General features: G+C 66.9%; 19 protein-coding genes and 1 pseudogene. 6 read left to right on the top strand and 14 right to left on the bottom strand.

The window, feature by feature from the left end; genetic code table 11:
- Positions 1-71 precede the first annotated feature (71 nt).
- From ccrA to EV191_RS21110, 4 genes are all read left to right on the top strand, one after another.
- Positions 72-1391, top strand: coding sequence for a crotonyl-CoA carboxylase/reductase (ccrA, locus tag EV191_RS21125; RefSeq protein ID WP_424565489.1), 1320 nt, complete (start codon positions 72-74; stop codon positions 1389-1391).
- Positions 1392-1449: 58 nt separating this feature from the next.
- Entirely contained in the window at positions 1450-2733 is a 1284-nt protein-coding gene (locus EV191_RS21120; RefSeq protein ID WP_243659104.1) for a chromosome segregation protein, read from the top strand.
- Between the two features lie 112 nt (positions 2734-2845).
- On the top strand, positions 2846-3298 hold the full coding sequence (locus tag EV191_RS21115) for a universal stress protein (RefSeq protein ID WP_132878869.1): 453 nt from the start codon (positions 2846-2848) through the stop codon (positions 3296-3298).
- A 6-nt stretch (positions 3299-3304) separates the two neighbouring features.
- The gene (locus tag EV191_RS21110; protein ID WP_132878868.1) at positions 3305-4342 is read left to right on the top strand and encodes an adenylate/guanylate cyclase domain-containing protein; all 1038 of its coding nucleotides are present in this window, start codon (positions 3305-3307) and stop codon (positions 4340-4342) included.
- A 31-nt stretch (positions 4343-4373) separates the two neighbouring features.
- Here EV191_RS21110 and EV191_RS21105 read toward each other — a convergent pair.
- The 8 genes and pseudogenes from EV191_RS21105 to EV191_RS21070 all read right to left on the bottom strand — a co-directional run.
- Positions 4374-5048: pseudogene (locus EV191_RS21105) on the bottom strand (alpha/beta fold hydrolase); the annotation flags it as partial.
- Positions 5049-5181: 133 nt separating this feature from the next.
- Positions 5182-5775, bottom strand: coding sequence for a nicotinate-nucleotide adenylyltransferase (gene nadD, locus EV191_RS21100; RefSeq protein WP_132878866.1), 594 nt, complete (start codon positions 5773-5775; stop codon positions 5182-5184).
- A 240-nt stretch (positions 5776-6015) separates the two neighbouring features.
- Complete coding sequence (proB, locus tag EV191_RS21095; RefSeq protein ID WP_132878865.1) at positions 6016-7128, bottom strand: glutamate 5-kinase; 1113 nt, start codon at positions 7126-7128, stop codon at positions 6016-6018.
- Positions 7125-8597: a GTPase ObgE gene (gene obgE / locus EV191_RS21090; protein ID WP_243659103.1), complete on the bottom strand. Its 1473-nt coding sequence runs from the start codon at positions 8595-8597 to the stop codon at positions 7125-7127. Before obgE ends, proB begins: the two co-directional genes overlap by 4 nt.
- Positions 8598-8742: 145 nt before the next feature.
- Complete coding sequence (gene rpmA / locus EV191_RS21085; protein WP_132878863.1) at positions 8743-9000, bottom strand: 50S ribosomal protein L27; 258 nt, start codon at positions 8998-9000, stop codon at positions 8743-8745.
- A gap of 15 nt (positions 9001-9015) precedes the next feature.
- On the bottom strand, positions 9016-9330 hold the full coding sequence (gene rplU, locus EV191_RS21080) for a 50S ribosomal protein L21 (protein ID WP_132878862.1): 315 nt from the start codon (positions 9328-9330) through the stop codon (positions 9016-9018).
- Between the two features lie 184 nt (positions 9331-9514).
- Positions 9515-12631, bottom strand: a complete 3117-nt coding sequence (locus tag EV191_RS21075; RefSeq protein WP_132878861.1) for a translation initiation factor IF-2 N-terminal domain-containing protein — start codon at positions 12629-12631, stop codon at positions 9515-9517.
- Positions 12632-12814: 183 nt separating this feature from the next.
- Positions 12815-13603, bottom strand: a complete 789-nt coding sequence (locus EV191_RS21070) for a TIGR03936 family radical SAM-associated protein (RefSeq protein WP_132878860.1) — start codon at positions 13601-13603, stop codon at positions 12815-12817.
- A gap of 265 nt (positions 13604-13868) precedes the next feature.
- Between EV191_RS21070 and EV191_RS21065 the strand changes: the two genes are divergently transcribed.
- Entirely contained in the window at positions 13869-15341 is a 1473-nt protein-coding gene (locus tag EV191_RS21065) for a S8 family serine peptidase (RefSeq protein ID WP_243659102.1), read from the top strand.
- 89 nt (positions 15342-15430) lie between these two features.
- On the opposite strand, the gene EV191_RS21060 is transcribed toward EV191_RS21065, so the two are convergent.
- From EV191_RS21060 to EV191_RS21035, 6 genes are all read right to left on the bottom strand, one after another.
- The gene (locus tag EV191_RS21060; protein ID WP_132878859.1) at positions 15431-17353 is read right to left on the bottom strand and encodes a TIGR03960 family B12-binding radical SAM protein; all 1923 of its coding nucleotides are present in this window, start codon (positions 17351-17353) and stop codon (positions 15431-15433) included.
- Between the two features lie 66 nt (positions 17354-17419).
- The gene (locus tag EV191_RS21055) at positions 17420-18250 is read right to left on the bottom strand and encodes an ABC transporter permease (RefSeq protein WP_132878858.1); all 831 of its coding nucleotides are present in this window, start codon (positions 18248-18250) and stop codon (positions 17420-17422) included.
- Between the two features lie 3 nt (positions 18251-18253).
- On the bottom strand, positions 18254-19066 hold the full coding sequence (locus EV191_RS21050) for an ABC transporter permease (protein ID WP_132878857.1): 813 nt from the start codon (positions 19064-19066) through the stop codon (positions 18254-18256).
- A gap of 11 nt (positions 19067-19077) precedes the next feature.
- Positions 19078-20019 carry an ABC transporter ATP-binding protein gene (locus tag EV191_RS21045; protein ID WP_132878856.1) on the bottom strand — a complete coding sequence of 314 codons (942 nt, stop codon included), beginning with the start codon at positions 20017-20019 and terminating at the stop codon, positions 19078-19080.
- Between the two features lie 126 nt (positions 20020-20145).
- On the bottom strand, positions 20146-20556 hold the full coding sequence (gene ndk / locus EV191_RS21040; RefSeq protein ID WP_132878855.1) for a nucleoside-diphosphate kinase: 411 nt from the start codon (positions 20554-20556) through the stop codon (positions 20146-20148).
- A 61-nt stretch (positions 20557-20617) separates the two neighbouring features.
- On the bottom strand, positions 20618-22174 hold the full coding sequence (locus EV191_RS21035; protein WP_132878854.1) for an alkaline phosphatase D family protein: 1557 nt from the start codon (positions 22172-22174) through the stop codon (positions 20618-20620).
- A gap of 187 nt (positions 22175-22361) precedes the next feature.
- Between EV191_RS21035 and EV191_RS21030 the strand changes: the two genes are divergently transcribed.
- Positions 22362-24770 (top strand): penicillin acylase family protein, encoded by a 2409-nt coding sequence (locus EV191_RS21030; RefSeq protein WP_132878853.1) that lies wholly within the window; start codon positions 22362-22364, stop codon positions 24768-24770.
- The last annotated feature ends 64 nt before the right edge of the window (positions 24771-24834 follow it).

The following is a 24834-nucleotide window of genomic DNA, read 5'->3' as shown; positions in this document are numbered from 1 at the left end:
TCTCAACCTTCCGCCGTGAACCAACGACGTCCACCGCATGGAGGTCAGCCGTGCGAAAGATCCTTGACACCATCCTTGCCGACGAGCCCGACCGCGCCGCGGCACTCAGCGATCTACCGATCCCGGACCATTACCGCGGGGTGACGGTGCATGCCGACGAGGCCGATATGTTCGCCGGGGTACCCAGCAAGGACAAGGATCCACGTGCCTCGCTGCATCTGGACGAAGTCGCCACCCCTGAACTCGGTCCCGGCGAGGCGTTGATCGCCGTGATGGCCAGCGCGATCAACTACAACACGGTGTGGACCTCGATCTTCGAGCCGGTTTCCACCTTCAAATTCCTCAAGAAGTACGGCAAGCTCTCGCCACTTGCCGCCCGGCACGATCTGCCCTACCACGTGGTCGGCTCGGATCTGTCCGGCGTGGTGCTGCGCACCGGGCCCGGCGTGCACTCCTGGCAGCCTGGCGATGAGGTGGTGGCGCACTGTCTCAACGTCGAACTCGAGGGCCCGGACGGGCACAACGACACGATGCTGGACAGCGAGCAGCGCATCTGGGGATTCGAGACGAACTTCGGTGGGCTCGCGGAACTCTCGCTGGTCAAGGCCAACCAGTTGATGCCCAAACCAGCGCATCTGACCTGGGAGGAAGCCGCCTCGCCTGGTCTGGTGAACTCCACCGCGTACCGGCAGCTGGTCTCGCGCAACGGCGCGGACGTCAAGCAGGGCGATGTAGTGCTGATCTGGGGAGCTTCCGGCGGACTCGGCTCGTATGCCACCCAGTTCGCGCTCAATGGTGGGGCGATTCCGGTGTGTGTGGTCTCCAACGAGCAGAAGGCGGAGATCTGCCGGAAGATGGGCGCCGAGCTGATCATCGACCGCAGCGCCGAGGGCTACCGATTCTGGTCCGACGAGGACACCCAGGATCCGAAGGAATGGCAGCGTTTTGGCGCGCGAATCCGCGAGCTCACGGGCGGCGAGGACCCGGATATCGTGTTCGAACATCCGGGCAAGGAAACCTTCGGCGCCTCGGTGTACGTGGCCCGCCGTGGTGGCACGATCGTCACCTGCGCGTCCACTTCGGGGTATATGCACCAGTACGACAACCGGTACCTGTGGATGAACCTGAAGCAGATCATCGGCTCGCACTTCGCGAACTACCGGGAATCCTGGGAGGCCAACCGGCTCATCGACAAGGGGCTGATCCACCCCACCCTGTCGAAGACCTACGGGCTCGCGGAAACTGGACAGGCCGCGCTCGACGTGCACCACAACGCGCATCAGGGCAAGGTTGGCGTGCTGTGTCTGGCGCCAGAGGAAGGTCTCGGCGTGCGCGATCAGGACAAGCGCGCCCGGCATCTGAGCGCGATCAACCGGTTCCGCGGCGTATGAGCGTGCCGACTCCGGGGAGTCGCCCACCGGAATCCGCGCTGCCAGGTACCGTGACCCCATGGGCTTAAGCGACGAACGTGAGCTCGTCCCCCTTGGCGCCGGGTTCGACATCACGAAGCGCGGATACAGTCGCGGTCAGGTCGAGGAACACCTCGAGCGGGTCGACAACGAGCTGAAGCAGCTCGCGTTCGACCGCGATGCCGCGTACTCCCAGGCAAACGACCTGGCACGGCAACTCGAATCGGCGCGTTCGGAGATCGACGACCTGCGCGGCCAGATCGACCGCCTTTCGCTGCCGCCGACCACCATGGAGGGCCTTTCCGAGCGGCTGCAGCGGATGCTGCGGCTGGCCCAGGACGAGGCAACCGAAACCAAAGCACGCGCCGAGGCCGAAGCCGGACATATCCGGGCAAAAGCGGAATCGGACGCCACCGAGCTGCGGGCCAGGTACGACAAGATGCTCACCGAGCTCGATGAGCGGCGTGCCGAGATGGAAGCCGAGCATCGCGGCGTACTGGAAACCGCCCGCGCCAAGGCCGAGGAGATCACCAGCACGGCCGCGGCCGAACGCGACCGGCTGGACGCCGAGGCCGAACAGCGGCGAATCCAGGTCGAAGAGGACTTCGAGATCGCGATGGCTGGGCGGCGCACCGAATCCATGCGCCAGTTGGCCGAGCAGGAAGCCGCAAGCAAGGCCGAGGCCGAACGACGCGTTCGGGAAGCCACCGAAGAGGCGACCGAGATCCGCGAGCGCGTCGCCCAGGAACAGGCGGAGAGCAAGGCCGAGGCCGAACGTCGACGGCGGGAGTCCACCGAGGAAGCCAACAAGCGACGGCATGACTCGATCACCGAAGCGAACGCGCGCCTGCAGGAAGCCAGCGACGAGGCACATCGCAGGGTGCGCGAGGCGACCGAGGAAGCCAACCGGCGGATCAATCACGCGGTCGAGCGCGTAGAGGCGCTGCGTTCGCTGCGTAGCCAGATCGCCAACCAGTTGGAGTCCGCGCGCACGGTGCTGCAGGAGGCGGGCGCCGCGCTGGACGGCTCCGCGCAGGTGCTCGATCCGTTGCCGCAGGAGCGCGCCACCGAGCAGGAGCAGGAGCCGGCCGCGGCCGAGCAGGCGAAACCGTCGGCGGCGAGCCCAGAAACGGGAAGCCCAACACCAGGGAGCCCAGAAACGGGAAGCCCAACACCAGGGAGCCCAGAACCAGAGAGCCCAGCACCAGGGGGCTCGCTAGCCGAGAACGGGACCGCCGAGCAACCCGCCGAAGACTCACCGGCCGATAGTCCGGCTACCGAGGAGCCGGTTACGCAGGGTTCGACACCGCACGCCAGCAGCTGAGGCAATGCACGTTAGTTGACTTGCCAGTAGGGTCCTTGCCAACGATGACCGGTGGCCGCCGGTACTCGGCCACCGCGATCTGCCCGTCGGTCATCCATCCGGGAGGACGCCCATGAGCATGTACCACACCGTTGTCGTCGGCACGGACGGCTCGGATTCGTCGTTGCATGCGGTAGCCCGTGCCGCGGAGCTGGCTGGCACTGCGGGAGCTACCTTGGTGATCGCCTGCGCGTATTTCCCCACGGACGAACGCGAGGTAGCCAAGGCAAGGGACGAGCTTGGCGACGACGTGGCCTACCAGGTCGTCGGCTCGAACCCGGCGGAGGACACGGTGCGCAGGGCCGCCGAACGGGCCCGCGCGCATGGCGCCACCAAGATCGACACCGTGGCGGTTTCCGGGAAACCAGTGGAAACCCTGCTCAAGGTGGTCGCCAAACACGAGGCGGAACTGCTGGTGGTAGGTAACCGCGGGTTGCGTAGTCTGGCCGGCCGGATCCTCGGCTCGGTGCCCTCCGAGGCAGCCCGCCGGTCCCGGACCGACGTGCTGATCGTGCACACCACCTGAGCGGTCATGAACCCCACGGATTCGGATCAGCTCACCGAACAGACGGACCAACCGGCCGCGGAGCCGGAGGACGATGCCGAGCTGGAGATCGTGCAACGGCGGATCGAACGGATCCTGCTCGGCGGTCGCCGTAAGTACACCCGACACCAGGTGGCCGAACGTGCCGGGGTCAGCATGGAGCGCACCGCGCAACTGTGGCGCGCAATGGGTTTCGCCAGTACCGAGGACGACGCCGTGCTGTTCACGGATAGCGATGTGCAGGCGCTTCGTGTGGCGGAAGCCTTGGTACAGAACGGAATCCTGGATGTGTCGGCGCAGGTGTCCACGGCGCGCGCGCTCGGCCAGCACCTTGCCCGGATCGCCGAATGGCAGGTGGATCTGCTGCGCTCGGCCATCGCGGCCAATCCGGAACTGGCCGGTAACGACCGCCGGCTGACCCGGTTCATCGATCAGTTGCTCCCGCAGCTCGAAGAGGTGCAGAGCCTGGTGTGGCGGCGGCACCTGGCTGCCTACGCTGGGCGTGCGCTGGCCACCCAGGACGAGGATCTGGACACCCGAATCTCGGCCGTTGGATTCGTCGATATGGTCGGCTACACCAGCCTGACCAGGCAGTCCAGCGCGACCGAGCTGTCAACCGTGCTCGAGCGATTCGAGGCCGTGGCGGCGGGGATCGTGGCCGACCACTACGGCAGGGTGGTCAAAACGCTCGGCGATGAGGTGCTGTTTCTCGCCGGCACGCCGCGGGACGCGGCCGAGATCGCGCTGCACCTGGTGGACGCGGCGGAAGAGGACGACCTGCTGCCATCGCTACGCGCCGGACTCGCCTACGGCAGGGTGCTCGGCCGGTACGGCGATGTCTATGGCTCGACGGTGAACATCGCCAGCCGATTGACCTCGATCGCCCGCCCCGCACGCGTCCTGGTGGACCGCGCGTTCGCCGAAGCGCTCCGCGAGGACAGCCGCTACGTCCTGCGGCCCCGCCGACCGGTATCGGTCCGCGGTTTCCACCGTCTGAAACCCGCCGTCCTCCGGCGCGCCCAATAACCGCAGGATCTCTCAAGAACACGCGCGGCGGTTAAAAGCGGGCGAGCCAGCCGCGTACGAGCTCGGCGAACGTACCGGAGTCTTCCAAGGCGGACAGCTGGCCAACCCCGGGGAGCACGGTCAGTTCGCCGTAGGGCAGCAACTCGACGGTCTGCTTCGCCTCCGCCGGCGAGAAGAGCTGGTTCTGCTCCCCGACAAGCACCAGCGCGGGGATGGTCGAATCCCGCAGGATCTCGGTGACATCCCGGCGAGCGGCCATGGCACGCTGAGCCCAGGAAACCCCACCAGGGGATTGCAGTTCAATCAGCTGACGCGTCCAGCGCACCATCGCCGAACGCGTTTCCAGACTCGTTCGGCCGAACAGGCTCGGCAGCGTGTGCTCCGCGAGCCAACCGGCCGTGCCCTCGGTTTCCGCTCGCTCGGCGATACTCAGCCGCTCGACGCACCGCGATACCGAATCACCCTTCGGTGTGCAGTCGCTGAGCAGCAAGCCCGCCACCCGGTGCGGCGCGGCACGCAGCACCGCCATGGCAACGTAGCCGCCCATCTCGCAGCCGCCGATCACCACTTGCGGCAGCCCAAGCCGGTCAAGCATGTCCAGCACATCGCCGGCCGCATCGGTCAGGCTGGGTGCACGGGTGGTGGCCGGCAGCGGGGTGGCCCCCATCCCGCGCTGATCCGGTGTGATCACCCGGACCGCGCTGGCCCGATTCGAAACAGTGTCAGTGAGCGTATATCCGCCCTACCTGCACCGCAAACAGGCAAAACGGGCTCGGCACGGTCCCCCAATGCCGGGAAGCGTCGGCAAAAAACACGGTTAGCCCGCGAAACGCGGCTGGTTAGTCGCAGTGATACAGGCCGCGCTTAGTGATGTACTGCACAACCCCGTCCGGCACCAGATACCAGACCGGCTGACCAGCACAGACCCGCGCACGGCAATCGCTGGACGAGATCGCCATCGCCGGCACCTCGATCAGGCTCACCGCGCCGCCCGGCAAATGCCGGTCGTGCAGCTGGTAGCCAGGGCGGGTGACGCCGACGAAATGCGCGAGGGTGAACAGCTCCTCGGCGTTGCGCCAGGACAGGATCTGCCCCAACGCGTCCGCGCCGGTAATGAAGTACAGCTCGTCGCCCGGATACAACTCGCGCAGTTCATGCAGGGTATCCACGGTATAGGTGGGCCGATCCCGGTCAACCTCGATGCGCAGCACGGAGAACCGCGGGTTGGACGCGGTCGCGATCACCGTCATCAGGTACCGGTCCTCGGCCGCGCTGACCGACCTACTGGCCTTCTGCCACGGTTGCCCGGTCGGCACGAAAAGCACTTCGTCCAACTCGAACCGGACCTGTACCTCGCTGGCCGCAACCAGGTGACCGTGATGAATGGGATCAAACGTGCCGCCCATGACACCGATCCGCCGCCCCTCGGACATAGCAGGTCAGCCTACGTGCGTCGATCGCCGGTGCGGCGTGTGGGTCGACCGTTATGGCCCCGGCTGCGGGTCATACCACACGCCGCACCGACGGGTCCGGTAGTTCTGGGGGCGGACCACCGGACCTGCGGGTCACTCCCCCGCGGAGACCCGCATACCTAATCGAGTACCGAGGGCGAGGATCGTGACGGCAAAAGCCACCTACATTGATGTGATCTGAGTCACACAGTCGAAGGGGTGTTAGCGCAGCGGAACCAGATCATCCGCGTGCACCACCTCGCGGCGCTGTTCCGGCGCCAGATCCCGGCTGGAGTAGCCGATCAGCGAGGGCAACTCGACCGCGTCGAAGGCGACCACGCCACGCGCGACGAGCTGTTCGGCGGGATCGACCAGATCGACCACGTCTCCAGCCTCGAACTCGCCCTCAACGCCGGTAATGCCGGCGGCGAGCAAAGAGCGGCGGCGGCGCACCACCGCGGCGACCGCCCCGTCATCGAGGTGCAGCCGACCAACAGGGCCCGCGGCATAACCGAGCCAGAACCGGCGCGCGGACAACCGGGACTTCGCGGCCTGGAAAGCCGTCCCCACCTCCGCGGCGCCGAGCGCGTCCTCGGCGTGCGCGGCCGCCGCGAGCAATACCGGAATGCCGGCGGCCGCCGCGGTGCTCGCGGCGGAGACCTTGGACAGCATGCCGCCGGTGCCGAGCCCCGAACTGGATTTCCCGACTCGCAAACCGGCCAACTCCGACTCCGCGGTGACCTCGCTGATCCGCCGCGTCGCGCCCTGCCGAGGATCGCCGTCGTAAAGCGCATCCACATCGGACAGCAAGATGAGCGCGTCGGCGCCGACCAGATGCGCGACGAGCGCGGCGAGCCGGTCGTTGTCGCCGAACCGGATCTCTTCGGTCGCCACGGTGTCGTTCTCGTTGATCACCGGCACCACACCGAGCATCAGTAGCCGGGACAGGGTGCGCTGCGCGTTGCGGTAATGCGCGCGACGCACCACGTCGTCGGCGGTGAGCAGCACCTGGCCAACCCGTAAACCGTGCCGGCGAAACGATTCGCTGTAGGCGTGCGCCAGGCTGAGTTGCCCCACGCTTGCCGCCGCCTGCTGCGTGACGAGATCACGCGGGCGCGCGCGAAGCCCGAGCGGCGCGATACCGGCCCCGATCGCGCCCGAGGAGACCAGCACAACCTGGCTATCCCTGCTGACCCGGCCGGCGATGCCGTCCACCAGCGTGTCCAGCCGGTCCGCGTCGAGCCCGTCGTGCGCGGTGGTCAGTGCGGAGGAACCGACCTTGACCACCAACCGGCGCGCCGCAGCCACGGCCGCCCGGGTATTCGGCTCGGTCATTCGGATTCCTCGTGCGGGCGCGCCGCCCGCTCGCCATCCGGGTCCGGCTCCCCGGTCCGGCGGATCCGGCGCGCCTGTTTACGTTCGGCCGCGCTGATCCGGTTGTCCTCATCCAAGCGCGGGTCGGAACCACGACCGGAACGCACGACCGCGACGCCGGCAGGCGTGGTCGGCTCCCAGTCGAAGGTATAGCCGGCGATCGTGACCGGTGCGCCGGGCTGCGCGCCCTGGCTGGCCAGTTCTTCCTCGACGCCAAGGCGCGCGAGGCGATCGCCGAGATACCCGACCGCCTCGTTGTTCGCGAAATCGGTCTGCCGCACCCACCGTTCCGGGCGCTGCCCCCGTACCAGGAAACCCTCGGGATTCTCCGGATCGCGGTGCACGGTGAATCCTCGATCGTCCACCGCGACCGGGCGAACCACCTGTCGCGGCGCGCTCACCTTTGGCCGCGCGAGGCGGTCGCTGGCGACCGCCTCGGCCATCGCGAAACCCAACTCGCGCAAGCCATCCCTGCTTGCCGTGGACACTTCGAACACCCGGAAACCGCGCGCGGTCAACTCAGGGCGGACCAGTTCGGCGAGCTCGGCCGCATCAGGAACGTCCACTTTGTTCAGGACGATCAGGCGTGGCCGGGAGTCGAGATCACCACCAAGCGACGGCGTGTACTTGGCCAGCTCGGCTTCCAACGCGTCCACATCGGAGATCGGGTCCCTGCCGGATTCGAAGGTGGCACAGTCCACAACGTGCACCAGCACGGCGCACCGCTCGATATGCCGGAGGAAATCCAGCCCGAGCCCCTTGCCTTCGCTGGCGCCAGGAATGAGCCCCGGCACATCGGCGATGGTGAACACCTCGTCGCCCGCGGTGACCACGCCCAGGTTCGGCACCAGGGTGGTGAACGGATAGTCGGCGATCTTGGGCCGCGCCGCGGAAAGCACCGCGATCAGCGAGGACTTACCTGCTGACGGAAAGCCAACCAGCCCAACATCGGCGACTGAACGCAGCTCGAGCGTGAGATCTCGTGCCGTTCCGGGCTCGCCGAGCAACGCGAAACCGGGCGCCTTCCGTGATTTGGAGGCAAGCGCGGCATTGCCGAGCCCGCCGCGACCGCCCTGCGCGGCGATGTAACGGGTGCCCGCACCGACCAGGTCGGCAAGGATCTCGCCGTCCTCGTCGAGCACCACGGTTCCATCTGGTACCCGCAGCTCCAGGTCTTCGCCCGCGGCGCCGTTGCGGTTGCTGCCCTGCCCCTGCTTGCCATTCGTGGCCTTGGCATGCGGGCGGAAATGGAAGTCGAGCAGGGTATGTACGCCAGCGTCGACGACAAGCACGACATCGCCGCCGTTACCGCCGTTACCGCCATCCGGTCCGCCGAGCGGCTTGAACTTCTCCCGATGCACGGACGCGCATCCGTTGCCGCCCCCGCCGGCCACAGCGTGGATCACCGCACGGTCGACAAAGCGGGACACGGGTTGTTCCTTTCCGAAGGTGAGCCGGCGGCCTGCCACCAGCATACGAAGACACCCGGCAGTCGCGCCCAGAACGCGAACAAGCGGCGCGGTCCACACCCGTCACCAGGGGGACACACGCCGCTTGGTCGCGGAGAATCTAGCCTCAGCCGTCCGCCGGAACGATGTTCACGAGCTTACGGCCGCGCTTCTCGCCGAACTGCACGGAACCGGCCGCCAGCGCGAACAGTGTGTCGTCGCCGCCGCGACCGACGTTCACCCCGGGGTGGAACTTCGTGCCGCGCTGCCGGATGATGATCTCGCCAGCGTTCACGACCTGACCGCCGAACCGCTTCACGCCAAGACGCTTCGCGTTCGAGTCACGGCCGTTACGAGAGCTGGATGCGCCCTTCTTATGTGCCATGGCTGGTCAGGTCCCTTACTTGTTGATGCCAGTGACCTCAACGCGGGTCAGCCGCTGGCGATGACCCTGGCGCTTGTGGTAACCGGTCTTGTTCTTGAACTTGTGGATGCGGATCTTACGACCCTTGGTCTGCTCGAGGACCTTGCCGGTCACCGAGACCTTGCCGAGCGCTTCGGCATCCGTCGTGACGTCGCTGCCGTCGACGACGAGCAGTGCCGGGAAAGTGTGCTCGGTGCCCGGCTCGCCCTCGAGCTTCTCGACCTGGACGACGTCGCCGACAGCCACCTTGTACTGCTTGCCGCCGGTCTTGACGATCGCGTACGCCGACACGGAAGTCTCCTGCTGGTCGTAGTGCCTACTGGTTCGCAAATCTCAGGTGCGCCCCGATGCGCTCGGACTCGCGACCATCCGGGAACCCGGAAACGCGGTTAGGCATCTGACGCGGGCCCACCGACTAGCGGGCCGCCCTATAGGTTACGGGGCGGAGCTAGCCGATGTGACACCGGGGTACTCCTTAGCTGTCTTGCTGCGCCCCGGGCGGTGGCCCTGCCGGCCGCGATGCGGCGCGGCGCGGCGCACGGGGCCGGGGCCGAGCGGCGCCCGACTCGCCCGATTCCCGCACCGCAGCGCTACCGTGCCCGGTCGAGGCAGCCTGCTCCGCCGATGCCGCTCCGTTGGACGCTGGCCGCCCGGAAGCCGCCGGATCGCCGGTGGTCGTACTCGCCGGGACCCGAACCGGTTCGACCACGGTCGCGGTGGCCGGCGGTCCCGCGGGGCGCTGCCCACGCCCCCTCGGTTTGCTCCCGGAGCTCACGTTGACCGCGGGCTCGGCAGTCTTGGCGGGCTCGGCTGGCTTACCGGGCTCGGCTGGCTCCGTCGCCTGCTCCACAGCGGGCCCGGACGGTTCCGCCGCGGGTGGCTCGATCACCGCCCCGGACTGCTCCACAACCGGCTCGGCCGGCTTGACCGGCACGTCGGCGGCGGGTTTCGCGGAATCCGACTGCTCTGCGCCAGAGGCATCTGGGCCGGACGTATCTGGACCCGATTTATCTGGGCCGGTTTTATCTGGGCCGGATTTATCTGGGCCGGACTTGTCCTCAGTCTTGTCGTCAGTGCCCTTCGCGCGGTCCTCGCCCTTCGCGCGGTCATCACCACGCCCACGCTGCCGGGAACGCCGCGAACCACCTTGCGACTGCTGGTTCCCGTTCCCCCCGCCGTTACCGTTGCCGTTCCCGGATTTGGTTGGCTCGGTGGACACCACCACGCCACGACCCCGGCAGTGTTCACACGTCGTGCTGTAGGCCTCGAGCAATCCGGTGCCCACTCGCTTACGCGTCATCTGCACCAGTCCCAGCGAGGTCACCTCGGCGACCTGATGGCGGGTGCGGTCCCGGCCAAGGCATTCGGTGAGCCGGCGCAACACCAGATCGCGGTTCGACTCCAACACCATGTCGATGAAGTCGATCACGATGATCCCGCCGATGTCCCGCAGCCGTAGCTGACGCACGATCTCCTCGGCGGCCTCCAGGTTGTTCCTGGTCACCGTCTCCTCAAGGTTTCCACCGGAGCCAGTGAACTTACCGGTGTTCACATCGATCACGGTCATCGCTTCGGTGCGATCGATCACCAGGTAGCCACCCGACGGCAGCCAGACCTTGCGGTCCAGCGCCTTGGTGATCTGCTCGTCGATCCGGTGCACGCTGAACACATCGGGGCCGCCGACATGACGCTTCAACCGGTCCGTCAGGTCCGGCGCGACATGCTGCACGTAGGCCTCGATGGTTTCCCACGCGGTGGCACCTTCCACCGTCAACGAGGTGAAGTCCTCGGTGAACAGGTCACGGACGACCTTGATCAGCAGATCCGGCTCTTCATAGAGCAGCGCCGGAGCGCTCGCCTTCTTGACGTTGTCGCCGCCCTCGGCCTTGTCCTTGATCACCTGCCACTGGGCCTGTAGCCGGCGCACGTCGCGGGCCAGCTCGTCCTCGCTGATCCCCTCGGAGGCGGTGCGAATGATCACGCCCGCGTCGTCCGGCACGATCCGTTTGAGGATGTCCTTGAGCCGCTTGCGCTCGTTTTCCGGCAGCTTCCGGCTGATCCCGGTGGCGCCCCCGCTCGGCACGTACACCAGGAACCGACCAGGCAGGCTGATCTGCGTGGTCAACCGGGCACCCTTGTGTCCGGCCGGATCCTTTGTCACCTGAACGAGCACGCTGTCGCCGGTGGCCAGCGCCTGCTCGATCCGCCGGGATTTACCTTCCAGTCCGGCCGCGTCCCAGTCGACTTCGCCCGCGTAGAGCACGGCATTACGCCCTCGGCCGATATCCACGAACGCGGCTTCCATGCTCGGCAGCACGTTCTGCACCCTGCCCAGGTACACGTTGCCGACGAGCGAACCGGTGCCGGACGAGGTCACGAAGTGCTCGACAAGCACGCCGTCCTCGAGCACACCAATCTGGGTGCTGTCCCCCGACTCGCGAACCACCATGGACCGCGCCACCGACTCGCGCCGGGCCAGGAACTCCGCCTCGGAGACGATCGGCGCGCGCCGCCGTCCCGCTTCCCTGCCGTCCCTACGGCGCTGCCGTTTGGCTTCCAGCCTCGTCGAGCCACGCACGCTGCGTACCTCGTTGCGGGCATCGGACTTTTCTTCGCGTGCTTCGCGGACGTGGGTGACCGTGTTCGGCGGATCGTCGGCCGAACTCGTTGTGCCATCGTCATCGCCGTTACCCTTGCGCCGCCGGCGACGGCGTCGCCGCCGCGAACCGCCGTCGGCGTCCTCCGCACCGTCGACTTCTGCCGGTTCGTCCTTGGTGGCGCCATCCTCCGCGGCGGTACCACCATCGGTCACCTGGCTCGAATCATCGGACTTACCCGACTTGGCAGACTTGTTTGATTTGGCGGATTTGCCCTTTTTGGTTGATTCGCCGTCCGACTGGCCAGCCTTGTCCCGCTCAGCGTCCTCCGCCTTGGCCCGGCTGGCATCGCCGTCCTTACCGGCCTCTTTGTCCGCTACGGCGCCTTCGACGTCATCGGCGCCACCCTTGCCACGACCGCGACCACGCCGGCCACGACGCCGCCGGCGACGGCCGTTCAGGTCCTCGTCCGCCGCGGAACCGTCATCGTCCGGGGTGTCCTCAACCTCGGCGGCGGACTCCTGCTCATCGGTGGCCGACGGCGCTGGCGTGCTCGCCTCCTGCCGTGGCGGCAGGAACACCGGGGACGGCGGAGTGAACACGGGCGCCAGGGCACCCGAGGGCGCCGCCTCGGCGCTGGCCGGTTCCGGGCTGGCCGGTTCTGGGCTTACCGGTTCCGGGCTTACCGACTCTGGCTCGGCCGCCGCTGGTTCCGCGGCTACCGGTTCCGCCGGCTCGGCCGCTGGTTCCGGCTCCGCGGCCGAGGCGCGTCGGTCGAAAACGGCTTGCGCCACGGCGCGCGACACGCTGGACTGCGCGCTACGCGGATGTTCACCCAACTCGCCGAGTTCGGTGACGAGCTCACGGCTCGTGATCCCGAGTAGTTTGGCGAGTGCGTGCACTCGGATACGTTCCGGCAACTCCGGCGATCGCGCTGAGTTGGATGTGCCGGTATCCCCGCCGTCCGCGCCGGCAGGTTGGTCGATCTTCGACATGTAGCTCCTCCGCCCCCGGGCGCGTTCTCGGCCACCGATGCTTATCGCACCGAGTGGCGTAAACGCGGCCGCGCAGGGGCCCTGTTCTGTTCTGTTCCGCTTCGGGTGGCACCCGGTAAGCGGGAATCCTTGCCTCGCGCCGCCCGCGCCCCGGATATCTCCCCCGGCTTGCGTGACGGCAGGTCAGTCGACTACGTGCTGAACCGGTTGGCCCGTATGGACCACTTCGGCGGCGCCCGCTCCCCGATCCTCGAGCAACGGGTCGACGAGGCCACCGGCGTCGTCGAGCCGACCCTGCGCCACCCGGGTCGCCTTCACGGGCACCAGAGGCGCAAGACCAGCGACGACACCAAGCGCACTCAGTACGTCGTCGGGTCGCACGGTAGGTGTCGTCTGCCGTACCACCATCGCAAGTATCCCATACGGACCAACTCCGGTCGTGGCCTCCGGCGGAGTTTCTGGCAAACCGGATTCCTCGGGGCGCACGGTCCGCAGGCTCAGCACCGCTGGCCGCACGTCCAGCTTGCGCATGCCGTTCTTGGTCAGGCGGTCCACCTCGACATGCGGCACGGCCAGCAACGCGGCGGCCGCGGCTTGCAGGGTGTCGTCGGCGATACCCGGCAGCTCGAGCAGCCATTCGCTTGCCTCGATCCGCTCGGCGAGCGAGCCGCCTGTGGCATCTACCACATCGAGCACGGTCAGACCGTTGGGTAATGCCGCGTTCAAGGCCGTGCGTACGACATCCGGCGCACGGCGTTCCACCAATTGGATCTCCACGTACTCCGCCTCGCTGGCCACTCCGGTGGGCGCCGCGCCGATCCAGGACAGCTTCGGGTGCGGGCTAAAACCCTGGGAGAACGCTACGGGCAGATGCGCCTTGCGCACGGCGCGTTCCACGGCGCGCGCGATATCTCGATGTGAGGTGAACCGCAGCTTGCCGCGTTTCGCATAACGCAGCCGCAGTTTTGCCACCGGCGCGGGTGACGGGTTGGGCTGATCTTGCCGGTTCAGCAGTTACCCCCTTGTTGACTCGCTGGCCTGCACTTCCACGAGCTGGCCAGCCCGTGGACTGCCCAACCGGCACACCGTAACCCGGGTTGGCCAGCGTGGGTATCACCGTATCGACTGGGGGACTTTGCCGGATTCACTTGTCTGCGCCGGCGTGGCTGACTACCGTCCGCATCAGTTGCTCGGCCGGTACCCCGACCCGGTCGACACCCATACCTGGAGGTCAGCTGTGCCTCTGCGCGGCCGCATCAGGGCGGCGGCGGTAGTCACGTTCGTCATCGCGGCGAGCGCGCTTGCCGTTGCTATGCCCGCGAGCGGCAGTCCAGCCGAGCGCCCCGCCGGTTGCGCGGCTTCCGGCCCCGCGCCGCGGTACATCGTGGTCTTCGACGAGGACACGCCGGAAACCGAAGCGCGCTCGGCCATCACCCGTGCCTGCGGCGACACGACCGTGTATTACCCGGAGATCGCCGTTGCCGTGGCGACCTCAGCCGACGCGAAGTTCACCCAACGGATCGGCACCCACCGTGCGTTCAGCGCGGCCAGCGAGCTCAGCGACGACTCGGCAAACCAGCGTGACGCGGCCGACACGCAGGGCACCAGCACGGATACCGAGTTCGCACCAACCGACCCTGCCGCGGTGCCGAGCGCGGACCGCACCGGCGATCAATGGGATATGCGCATGATCGGCGCGGATCGGGCTCGGCAGTACCAGCAGGGCAGCCAGGAGGTAACCGTCGGCGTGCTGGATTCCGGCATCGACGCGCGCCACCCGGACCTCGCGGCCGCCGTGGATCCGACGACCTCAGCCAGCTGTGTCACGGGCAAACCAGACACCAGCCGGACGGCGTGGGCACCACGGAGCTCGGCGCATGGCACGCATGTCGCTGGCATTCTCGCCGCGGCCGATGACGGCAAGGGCATCACCGGGGTCGCCCCAGACACCCGGCTGGCTTCGGTACGGGTCGTGGACGACGCCGGCCAGGTGACCCCGGAAGCAGCGGTCTGTGGGTTCATGTGGGCAGCCAAGAACGAGATGGACATCACCAACAGCAGCTTCTACGTTGAACCGTGGTTGTTCACCTGCCAGGACGGGGCCGGTCAGCAGGTGGTGTATGAGGCGCTACGACGGGCGGTGCGGTACGCGGACGACCGCGGCACGCTGAACATCGCCGCGGCGACCAACGAGGCCGCCGACCTTGGCACGGCCCCCGGGGACTACCTGGACCGTAAGGCGACGACGCCGAGCAAGGGCTGCGATGTACTGCCGGCCGGGTTGTCCGAGGTGGTCGCCGTGTCCTCGGTGGGACCAGAGCGGGTGAAGGCCGGCTACAGCTCGTACGGGCTGGGCACGATCGACGTCACTGCCCCAGGCGGTGCCAGGGAACAGGGCCGCGCCGACGCCGACAGCTGCGTACTGTCCACGGTGCCGCGGGGTTATGCGACGAACTGCGGGACATCGATGGCCGCGCCCCATGTGGCCGGGGTAGCCGCGCTGCTCGCCGCCGCGAATCCGGACAGTGGGCCGGAGGAGTTGCGCGGCATGCTTGGCGACCAGGCCCGGCCGGTGTCCTGCCCGACCGATTACGACCTGAGTGGCGATGGGCAGCAGGATGCCTACTGCTCGGGCTATTCCGAGTACAACGGCTTTTACGGCAACGGTCTCGTCGACGCCCTGGCCGCCGTCACCAACCAAGCTCGCTAACCTTAAAGAACGCGACCCTTAAAGAACCGACCACGGAAAGTCACCGCAAGATCCCTAAAGGTTGCGGTGACGGGGTGTGTCGGGCGGGGTCATACCGGGGAGATCGGTAGCAGTGGTTGTCCGCTCGGTCCCACCTGGATCGAGGTGCCCATCGTCGGGCATACCCCGCAGTCAAAGCACGGCGTCCAGCGACAGTCGTCCTGCTCCTCGCCGTTCAGCGCGTCCTGCCAGTCCGCCCACAGCCATTCCTTCTCCAGCCCGGAGTCCAGGTGGTCCCATGGCAACACCTCGAGCTCATCACGCTCCCTGGTGGTGAACCAGGCGAGGCTGACCCCGAGCGGCTCCAATTCGGCATCCGCGGCGTCCACCCACCGCTGGTACGAGAAGCGCTCCTGCCAGCCATCGAACCGGCCGCCTTCGCGCCATACCCGCTCGATGACCTTGCCGATGCGCCGGTCGCCCCTGGAGAGCAGTCCTTCGATAAAGCTCGGCTCCCCGTCGTGGTAACGCATTCCAATATTGCGACCGAGCTTGCGGTCCGAGTTGACCTCGGCTCGCAGTTTGCGCAACCTGTTGTCCACCGTGGCCGGATCAGACTGTGCGGCCCACTGGAACGGCGTGTGTGGCTTCGGCACGAACCCGCCGATCGAGATGGTGCAGCGAATGTCCTTGCGCCCACTCGCTTCGCGCCCGGCGCGGATGACCTCGTGCGCCATATGCGCGATCTGCAGGACATCCTCATCTGTCTCGGTCGGTAGCCCGCACATGAAGTACAGCTTCACTTGCCGCCAGCCGCTGGCATACGCGGTACTGACCGTCCTAATCAGATCTTCCTCAGACGCGATCTTGTTGATGACCCGCCGGATCCGCTCACTACCACCCTCCGGCGCGAACGTCAGCCCGGATCGCCTGCCGTTGCGGGACAGCTCGTTCGCGAGGTCCACATTGAACGCATCGACCCTGGTGCTCGGCAGGCTCAGCCCGGTGTTGGTTCCCTCGTAGCGATCGGCGAGCCCTTTGGCGATCTCCCCGATCTCCGAGTGATCCGCACTGGACAGGCTGAGCAGACCGACTTCCTGGAACCCGCTCGCCTCCAGTCCATTGTGCACCATGTCGCCGATGCCCTGAATGGACCGTTCCCGCACCGGGCGGGTGATCATGCCGGCCTGGCAGAACCGGCAGCCACGGGTGCAGCCGCGGAAGATCTCGACGCTCATCCGCTCGTGCACGCTCTCCGCGAGCGGCACCAGCGGTTGTTTCGGGTACGGCCACTCGTCCAGGTCCATCGTGGTGCGCTTGCCGACCCGTTCCGGAACCCGTTCCCGGTTCGGCAGGACCGTGTCGATACCGCCGCTGGCCAGGTAGCGCACGTCGTAGAACTTCGGCACGTACACGTTGCCCGTTTCGGCCAGCCGGGTGAGCAGCTCGTCCCTGCCACCGGGCCGACCGGCCGCTTTCCAGTCGCGCAGGATGTCGGTGATCTCGCCGACCGCTTCCTCACCGTCGCCGAGCACGGCTGCGTCCAGGAACTCGGCGATCGGCTCCGGGTTGAACGCGGCGTGCCCGCCACCGAGCACGATCGGATCGTCCAACCCGCGCTCGCTCGCGTGCAGCGGGATTCCGGCGAGGTCAAGCGCGGTGAGCATATTGGTGTAGCCGAGTTCGGTGGCGAAGCTGATCCCGAACACGTCGAAGGCACCGACCGGTCGGTGCGCATCGACGGTGAACTGTGGCACGCCGTGCGCACGCATCAGCTCTTCCAGATCCGGCCACACCGAGTAGGTGCGTTCGGCGAGCGCATCGGGCCGCTCGTTGAGCACCTCGTAGAGGATCATGACGCCCTGGTTGGCCACGCCGACCTCGTAGGCGTCCGGATACATCAGCGCCCAACGCACGGCGACCGCGTCCCACTCCTTGGTGGTCGCGTTGAGTTCACCGCCGACGTACTGCACAGGTTTGGCCACCTTCGGCAGCAGCGGTTCCAACCTGGGGAAAACGGACTCGACGCTCACGGTTGTCCAGGGTAAACGAGCCCAGCGGGCTCCGGCGGTGGCGGTGGGTCCAGTAGCCCGGATAACTCAGCGCAGCAGCAGGACACGCAACCTGCGGGCGGCGACCAGCATGCCGACGACGGCGAGCACCACGAGATAGGCAAGGTGTCCGAGCATGCTCGGATCGAGCACCCCGGTCGCCAATCCACGCATCAGCTCGACCCCGTGATACAGCGGGAAGATCTGAATGATGACCTGCACCGCGCCGGGGAACACGCTCAACGGGAAGAACGTGGTGGAGAACAGGAACATCGGGATCAGCACCAACTGGATCAAGCCGAAGTCCGTGGTGGACCGGATCCACGTGGTCGCGGCCATCCCGATCGCGGCGAAGGCGAACGCGATCAGAATCGCCACCGGCACCATCAGCAGCGCCCACGGCGAGGTCACCAAGCCCATCCCGGACACCACGGCAAAGAAGGCAACGGCATAGAGCACACCGCGCACCAGGGCCCAGCTGATCTCCCCCATCGCGATATCGAGCGGGCCGAGCGGGGTGGCCAGCACCCCTTCGTAGAGCCGCTGGTATCTCATCTTGAAGAAGATGTTGAACGTGGAGTCGTATACCGCGCCATTCATCGCGGACGAGGCGAGCAGCGCGGGCGCGACGAAGGCCACGTAGCTCATTGTCTGACCGCCGGGGCCCTGCACGGTTTCCACCAGTTTGCCGAAGCCGACCTGGAAGGCGAGCAGGTAGAACAGCGGCTCGAAGAACCCGGAAAGGATGATCAGCCACATCTTGCGGCTGACCAGCACCGAACGCTCGACCAGCATCCGGGCGCGGCGTGCGTACATGCCGGTCGGCGCGATCCGCAGCAGCGGACTGACCACCCTGGTATCGGTCTGGGTCGTGGACATCGCTCAGACCACCAACCTTCGCCGAAACCGCCACCGGGCTAGCCATATCCCCAGCGCGAACAGGCCAACCAGATAGGCGACGTGGCCGAACACGGGCCCGAACTCGGCGCCGCCGAAGGCCGCGGCCCTGGACAGCTCGGTGCCGTGCCAGAGCGGGCTCAGCCAGACGACCGGCTGGGCCCATTCGGGCAACTGCGAAACCGGGAAGAAGGTCCCGGAGAACAGCGTCATCGGCATCACGACGAACCGGAAGATGCCGTTGAACGCGTTGCCGTCGTTGGTCACCGTGGCGGCCAGCGCCACGACCGGCGCGCTACACGCCATCCCGGTCAGCACCATTGCCAGCAGCGAGAGCAGGATGCCCGGGCTCTGCACGGCGCCGAGCAGCGTGGCGATCAGCACGAAGGCGCAGCCGTTGAAGCCGATGACGAGCGCGATCCAGATCTGTTGACCGGCGAGCAGCTGGCCGGGGGTAATCGGCGTGGCGGTGACCGCCCAGTAGTCCTTTTGCCATTTGAACCCGGAAAGCACCGGGTAGGAGGACTCCCCGACCGCGTTCTGCAGCGCGCCAACCACCAGCATCGCCGGCGCCAGATAGACCAGGTACGGCAGGTTCCTGGTCGCTTCGCTTGGCTCCACCTGCGAACCGAAACCCATGCCCATCGCGACGAGGAAGAGGATCGGCTGCGCGATGCTGCTGAACAGGGTGGAATGCCAGTGCCGTCGGTACCACTGCCAGTGACCCTCCACGCGCAGCCAGGCCGCGTGTGGACTACGCACCACTCTGCCGGTCGCCTGGGTCGTCGGGGCGCTCACCTGTGGCACGGTCAGTCCACCAAGCTTCGGCCGGTCAACCGCAGGAAGACGTCTTCGAGGGTGCTTCGCCGGACCAGGCTGGACAACGGGCGGATGCCTTTCGCATGCGCGGTTTCCAGCGTCGACTCGCCGTTCTCGGTGTAGAGCAGCAACCGGTCCGGCAGCACCTCGATCCGCTCGACGAGGTCGGCGACGCCGTTGTCCAGCGCGTCCTGCTGCTCGCCAGGGTTGAAGCGCAGTTCGAGTACTTCCCGTGTGGAGTACTGCTTGATCAGCGCGCTCGGGGCGCCTTCCGCGACGATTCGACTGTGGTCCATGACCACCAGCCGGTCGCACAACTGCTCGGCCTCGTCCATGAAATGCGTAGTGATGATCAGGGTGACGCCCTGCTGCTTGAGCCGGTAGAGCTTGTCCCAGAGCAGGTGTCGTGCCTGTGGATCGAGGCCGGTGGTCGGTTCGTCCAACAGCAGCAGTTCGGGGTCGTTGACCAGCGAGCGGGCGATGGTCAGCCGCCGCTTCATCCCGCCGGAGAGCGGCTCGACCTCGTCATCGGCCCGTTCGGACAGTTGCGCGAACTCCATCAGCTCGGTCGCCTTCGCCCGGACCGTTGCCCGGGAAAGACCGAAGTAGCGACCGTAGACCTGCAGGTTCTGCCGAACCGTCAGCTCGGTATCCAGATTGTCCAGCTGCGGGACGACACCGAGTCGGGCACGGATCCGCGGGCCATCGCGGTCCGGGTCCATACCGAGTACCGAGAGCTCACCCTCGGTGCGCGGGGAGACACAGGCCACCATCCGCATCGTGGACGATTTGCCCGCGCCGTTCGGCCCGAGAAAACCGAACGCCTCACCTTTGCGCACCGCGACGTCGATCCCGCCGACCGCGGTGAACTCGCCAAAGCGTTTGACCAAGCCGTTGGCTTGGACGAGTACGCCATCCCCCACCGTCGTCATGTCTCCACCGTGCAACCTCGACCGGACTGGAAGTCAACCGACTGCACTGTAGATGGCGGCACCGACGATAAAAAACCGAATAAGTCCCGGCACGGGTAACCCTGCCGGGACCTAGCCAGCAACCGCTCAGTTGTCCGGGAACCAGAGCTTGAGCTCGCGCTCCGCGGATTCCACCGAGTCCGACCCGTGTACCAGGTTGAACTGGGTCTCCAGCGCATAGTCGCCACGCAGGGTGCCCGGCGTGGCCTTCTCTACCGGATCGGTGCCGCCGGCGAGCTGCCGGAACGCGGCCACCGCCCGCGGACCCTCCACGATTGCCGCGACCAGCGGACCCGAGGTGATGAACTCGAGAAGATCGCCGAAGAACGGCTTGTCCTTGTGCTCCGCGTAGTGCTCTTCGGCGACCGAACGCGCGACGTTGCGCAGTTCCAGCGCGACCAGCCGCAGCCCCTTACGCTCGATCCGCGAGATCACCTCGCCGACCAGGCCCCTGCTTACGCCATCGGGTTTGACCAGTACCAGCGTGCGCTCACTCACGACGGTGCTTCTCCTTTATCGATGTTGACACTCGTTCGCGCAGCTTAAGGCGTTGGCCGCGCTACTCCGGCCGCAGGGTCTTCGACCACAGTGCCGCTCCGGCCGCATCCCGCAGGTGGACGGTCAGCTCACCACTGCCGGCGCTGACTTCCAGTTCGCCGAAGTGCCGGAAGTTGTCCAGCGGTGAGGCGTCGTAGTCGGGCGCATGCTGGAACTCCACACGTGGCCCGAACGTCGGGTCCAGCTCCCTGGTGCCCGACGAACCCGCGTGCAGGGGGCCGCTGACGAATTCCCAGAACGGCGCGAAATCACGGAAGGCCGCGCGCTCGGGCGCGTAGTGATGCGCGGCGGTGTAATGCACATCGGCGGTCACCCACACCACATTGCGCACCTGCCGGCGCGCGATCTCCTTGAGCACCTTGGCGAGTTCCACTTCGCGCCCGCCCGGCTCGCCTGGCAGACCGTTGGACACGCCTTCCATGTCCTCGTCGTCCGGGATGATCAACCCGATCGGCATGTCCGACTGCACGATCTTCCAGGTCGCGGTGCTCTTGTTGAGGGCGTTGATCAGCCAGTTCGTCTGCTTCTCGCCAAGAATACGACCATCGCCGCGCGGATCCGCGGTGTTCGCGTCCCGGTGGCTGCGCATATCGAGGACGAAGACCTCGACCTGCGGGCCGTATCGAAAGCTGCGGTACACCCTGCCGTCCACAGTGGCCTTGCGGTCGATCGGCTGCCATTCATGGAAGGCGCGCAGCGCCCGCGCGGCAAGCACGTCGACGTTTTTCTCGGTGTATTCCGGCAGATCCAGTATCTCACCTGGATACCAATTGTTCACGACCTCGTGGTCGTCCCACTGTACGTAGCTGGGTACGGCGGCGAGGAACTCCCGGAACGGTTCGTCGAGCAGGTTGTAGGCCCACTGCCCGCGATACTCGTCCAGGGTTTCGGCGACCTTCTCCTTCTCCGGGGTCAGCAGATTGCGCCAGACCCGCCCGTCCGGCAGGGTGACCCGTTCGGCAAGTGGGTGATCCGCGTACACGGTGTCGCCGCTGTGCAGGAACAGATCGGGTTCCCGGGCGAGCATCGCGCGAAAGATCGGCATACCGCCGATGTCCGGGTTGATCCCCCAGCCCTGGCCGGCGACGTCACCGGCCCACAGCAGCCGGATATCGGTCGGCGTCACGGGCGCGGTGCGGAGTACTCCGGTCACCGGTTCACTGCGCGCGCCGGAGGTGATCTCTTCGGCGGTCACCCGGTAATGCAGCGGTTTTCCGGGAGTCAGGCCGGGCAGGCGCAACTGGCCGGTGCCGCCGGTGTCCGGAGTCAGCAGCGGCCCGCGTACGCGGCGCGCGGCACGGAAACTCTCGTCCGGCGAGATCTCCACATACATCCGACTCGGCCGGTCCGCGCGGGTCCAGACGATCGCGGACCGTGCCGTGACATCGCCGGACTGGACGCCGTGGGTGAGCACCGGGCGGTCGCTACGCACCAGCGCGGGAGCGGCGTTCGACGTGCCGGCGGTCAACAGGCCGGTGGCGAGCGCGCCAGCACCGACGAAACCCGCCCGCAGAGCGGTGCGGCGGCTGATCGTGGGGAACGCGTTCTGTTCGGTCATGGTGCAAGTTCTAGCCGAGCAAGCCGTACGCGGGACGAACGCTGACTGTCCGGCAGGTAACCCCACGCCCCGTAACCGCAATCTTTAGGGATCTTGCGGTTATGGGTGACCGCCACTTGGCCAGCACGCTGCGCGATCGCTAGATTGCCAGTTGTTCGCGAGGATGCGACTACGGCGAGGAGACCCGATGCGCCATCGTCGATACGGCCACGCCACTCGGCTGCTCATCATCGGATTCGCCTGCGCTCTGCTGCCGCTGGTAGCACCGTCCGCAACGGCCGAATCAGCAGACGCCGGCGAGGCACGCAGCACGATCCGCTACACCGAATACGGCGTCCCGCATATTCGCGCGAACAACTACCGCGATCTCGGCTACGGGTACGGCTACGCCGCCGCGACCGACAACATCTGCGAGATCGCCAACGGCTACCTCACCGTCAGCGCGGAACGCTCCCGCTTCCTCGGCGCGGACCAGCCAGCGGATCCGGCGCTCGGTTCGGCGAGCACCAACCTGGACAGCGATCTGCACTTCAAGCAGATCAACGATTCCGGGATCGTGGAACGACTCGCGCAACGCCCAGCGCCGCTCGGTCCACGCACGGAGGTGCGTCAACTGCTCGACGGCTACACGCGGGGCTACAACCGGTACCTCGCCGAACGCGGTCCGGACGGGATCACCGACCCCACCTGCCGTGGCGCCGAGTGGCTTCGGCCGATCACCGTGACCGATGTGTACCGGCACTTCTACGCGATCGCCACGATCAGCGGGCAGGGCCTGGTGGTCGACGGCATCTCCCGCGCCCAGCCACCATCGGCCGGCACGAGCCCGGCCGAGCAGCCCACCGCGCAACGGTTGGGCGCCGCGCTGCGTACTCCCGATATGGGAAGTAACGGAATCGCCATCGGCTCGGCGGGCACCACGGGCAAGGAGCGGAGCGTACTGCTCGGCAACCCGCACTATCCGTGGCAGGGCGGCCGTAGGTTCTGGCAGGCACAGCTCACCATTCCCGGCGAGCTGAACGTGGCCGGCGGCAGCTTGCTCGGCCTCCCGTTAATCCAAATAGGACATACTAACGGTGTCGCGTGGACGCATACCGTCGCTACCCCGCGAACCTTTGGCCTGTACGAGGTCCAGCTCGCGCAGGACGACCCGACCAGCTACCTGGTTGACGGCAAGCCGAAACGAATGACCAGTCGAACCGTGACGGTGCAAGCGAAGCAGCCGGACGGCTCGGTGCGGCCGGTGTCCCGCACCCTGTACTCCACCGAATACGGTCCGGTAGTGACCTCCGGCGCGGGGGTACCGCTGCCCTGGACCGCGGAGTCCGCGTACGCCATCCGGGACGCCAATATGACGAACATGCGCGGGTTGAACACCTGGTTCGAGTTCAACAGAGCGCAGAGCACCGCGGATCTGCACCACGCATTGCGCGAAACGCAGGGCGTGCCATGGGTTAACACCATCGCGTCGGACAACGAAGGAACTGCGCTGTACAGCGATATCCAGGTGGTCCCGCACGTCACCGACGAGCTTGCGAAGCGCTGCGGAACCCCGCTCGGCCAGCAGCTTTTCCCGGACACCGGCCTTTCGGTGCTCGACGGTTCGCGTTCCGGATGCGCTTGGGGTAGCGATCCGGATGCGATCGAACCCGGCTTGTTCGGCCCGGATGCGTTACCCAGCCAGCAGCGGGACGATTATGTCCTGAACTCGAATGATAGCGCCTGGCTGACGAACGCGACCGAACCGATCACTGACTATCCACGCGTCGTCGGCGACAAATACACCGAACGCTCGCCACGCACCAGGGAGGCGTTGCGTACCGTCACCGAGCGGCTCGCGGGCACCGATGGGCGACCAGGCAAGGGGTTCGACCGCGAATCGATGCAGCGAATGCTGTTCGCCAATCGCAGTTCGGTCGCCGAACTGGCCGCGGCGGATACGGCGCGGATGTGCGCGTCCTTCCCGGATGGACAGGCGCCGTCCGCCGCCGGCCCGGTCCCCGTCGCGGAAGGGTGCGCCGCCCTGGCCGGATGGGGACACGACTATCGACTGGACGCGCGGGGCGCACTGCTGTTCGAACGGTTCGTGCTCGCGCTCGAGGACTTCTCGGTGAGCCCGTGGCGGGTGCCGTTCGATCCGAACGATCCACTCGGGACACCGAACACACTGCGTACCGATCATCCCGAGGTGCGGGCGGCCTTCGGGAACGCCGCGGCGGAACTGCGGTCGGCGGGGATCGCCCTGGATGCCCCGCTTGGCGAGAATCAGTTCGTGGAGCGCGGAGAACGGCGAATCCCGGTCCATGGCGCGCCCGAAGAGCTCGGCGTACTGAACATGCTGGTGCCCACCTGGGATCCCGAACGCGGCAACACCGAGGTGGTGCACGGGTCAAGCTACATCCAGTCCGTGGCCTTCACCGGGGACCGCTGCCCGGATGTGTCCACCCTGCTGACCTACTCGCAATCCAGTGATCCGAGCTCACCGCATTTCGCGGACCAGACCGAGTTATTCTCTGCTAGCAAATGGGTGGCTGGCCGGTTCTGCGAACGCGATATCCGCAGTTCGCCCGATTTGCGAGTGTTGCGATTGGACTAGTCGGGTGTCGGACCGAACAGAATCGCCGCAACTAGGCACCGTTTCCCGTTGGGTCGGGCTACCG

The organism is Tamaricihabitans halophyticus, assembly GCF_004340875.1.
In the GTDB taxonomy this organism is placed as follows: Bacteria; Actinomycetota; Actinomycetes; order Mycobacteriales; family Pseudonocardiaceae; genus Tamaricihabitans; species Tamaricihabitans halophyticus.
This window is presented reverse-complemented; position numbering and strand designations above follow the sequence as displayed.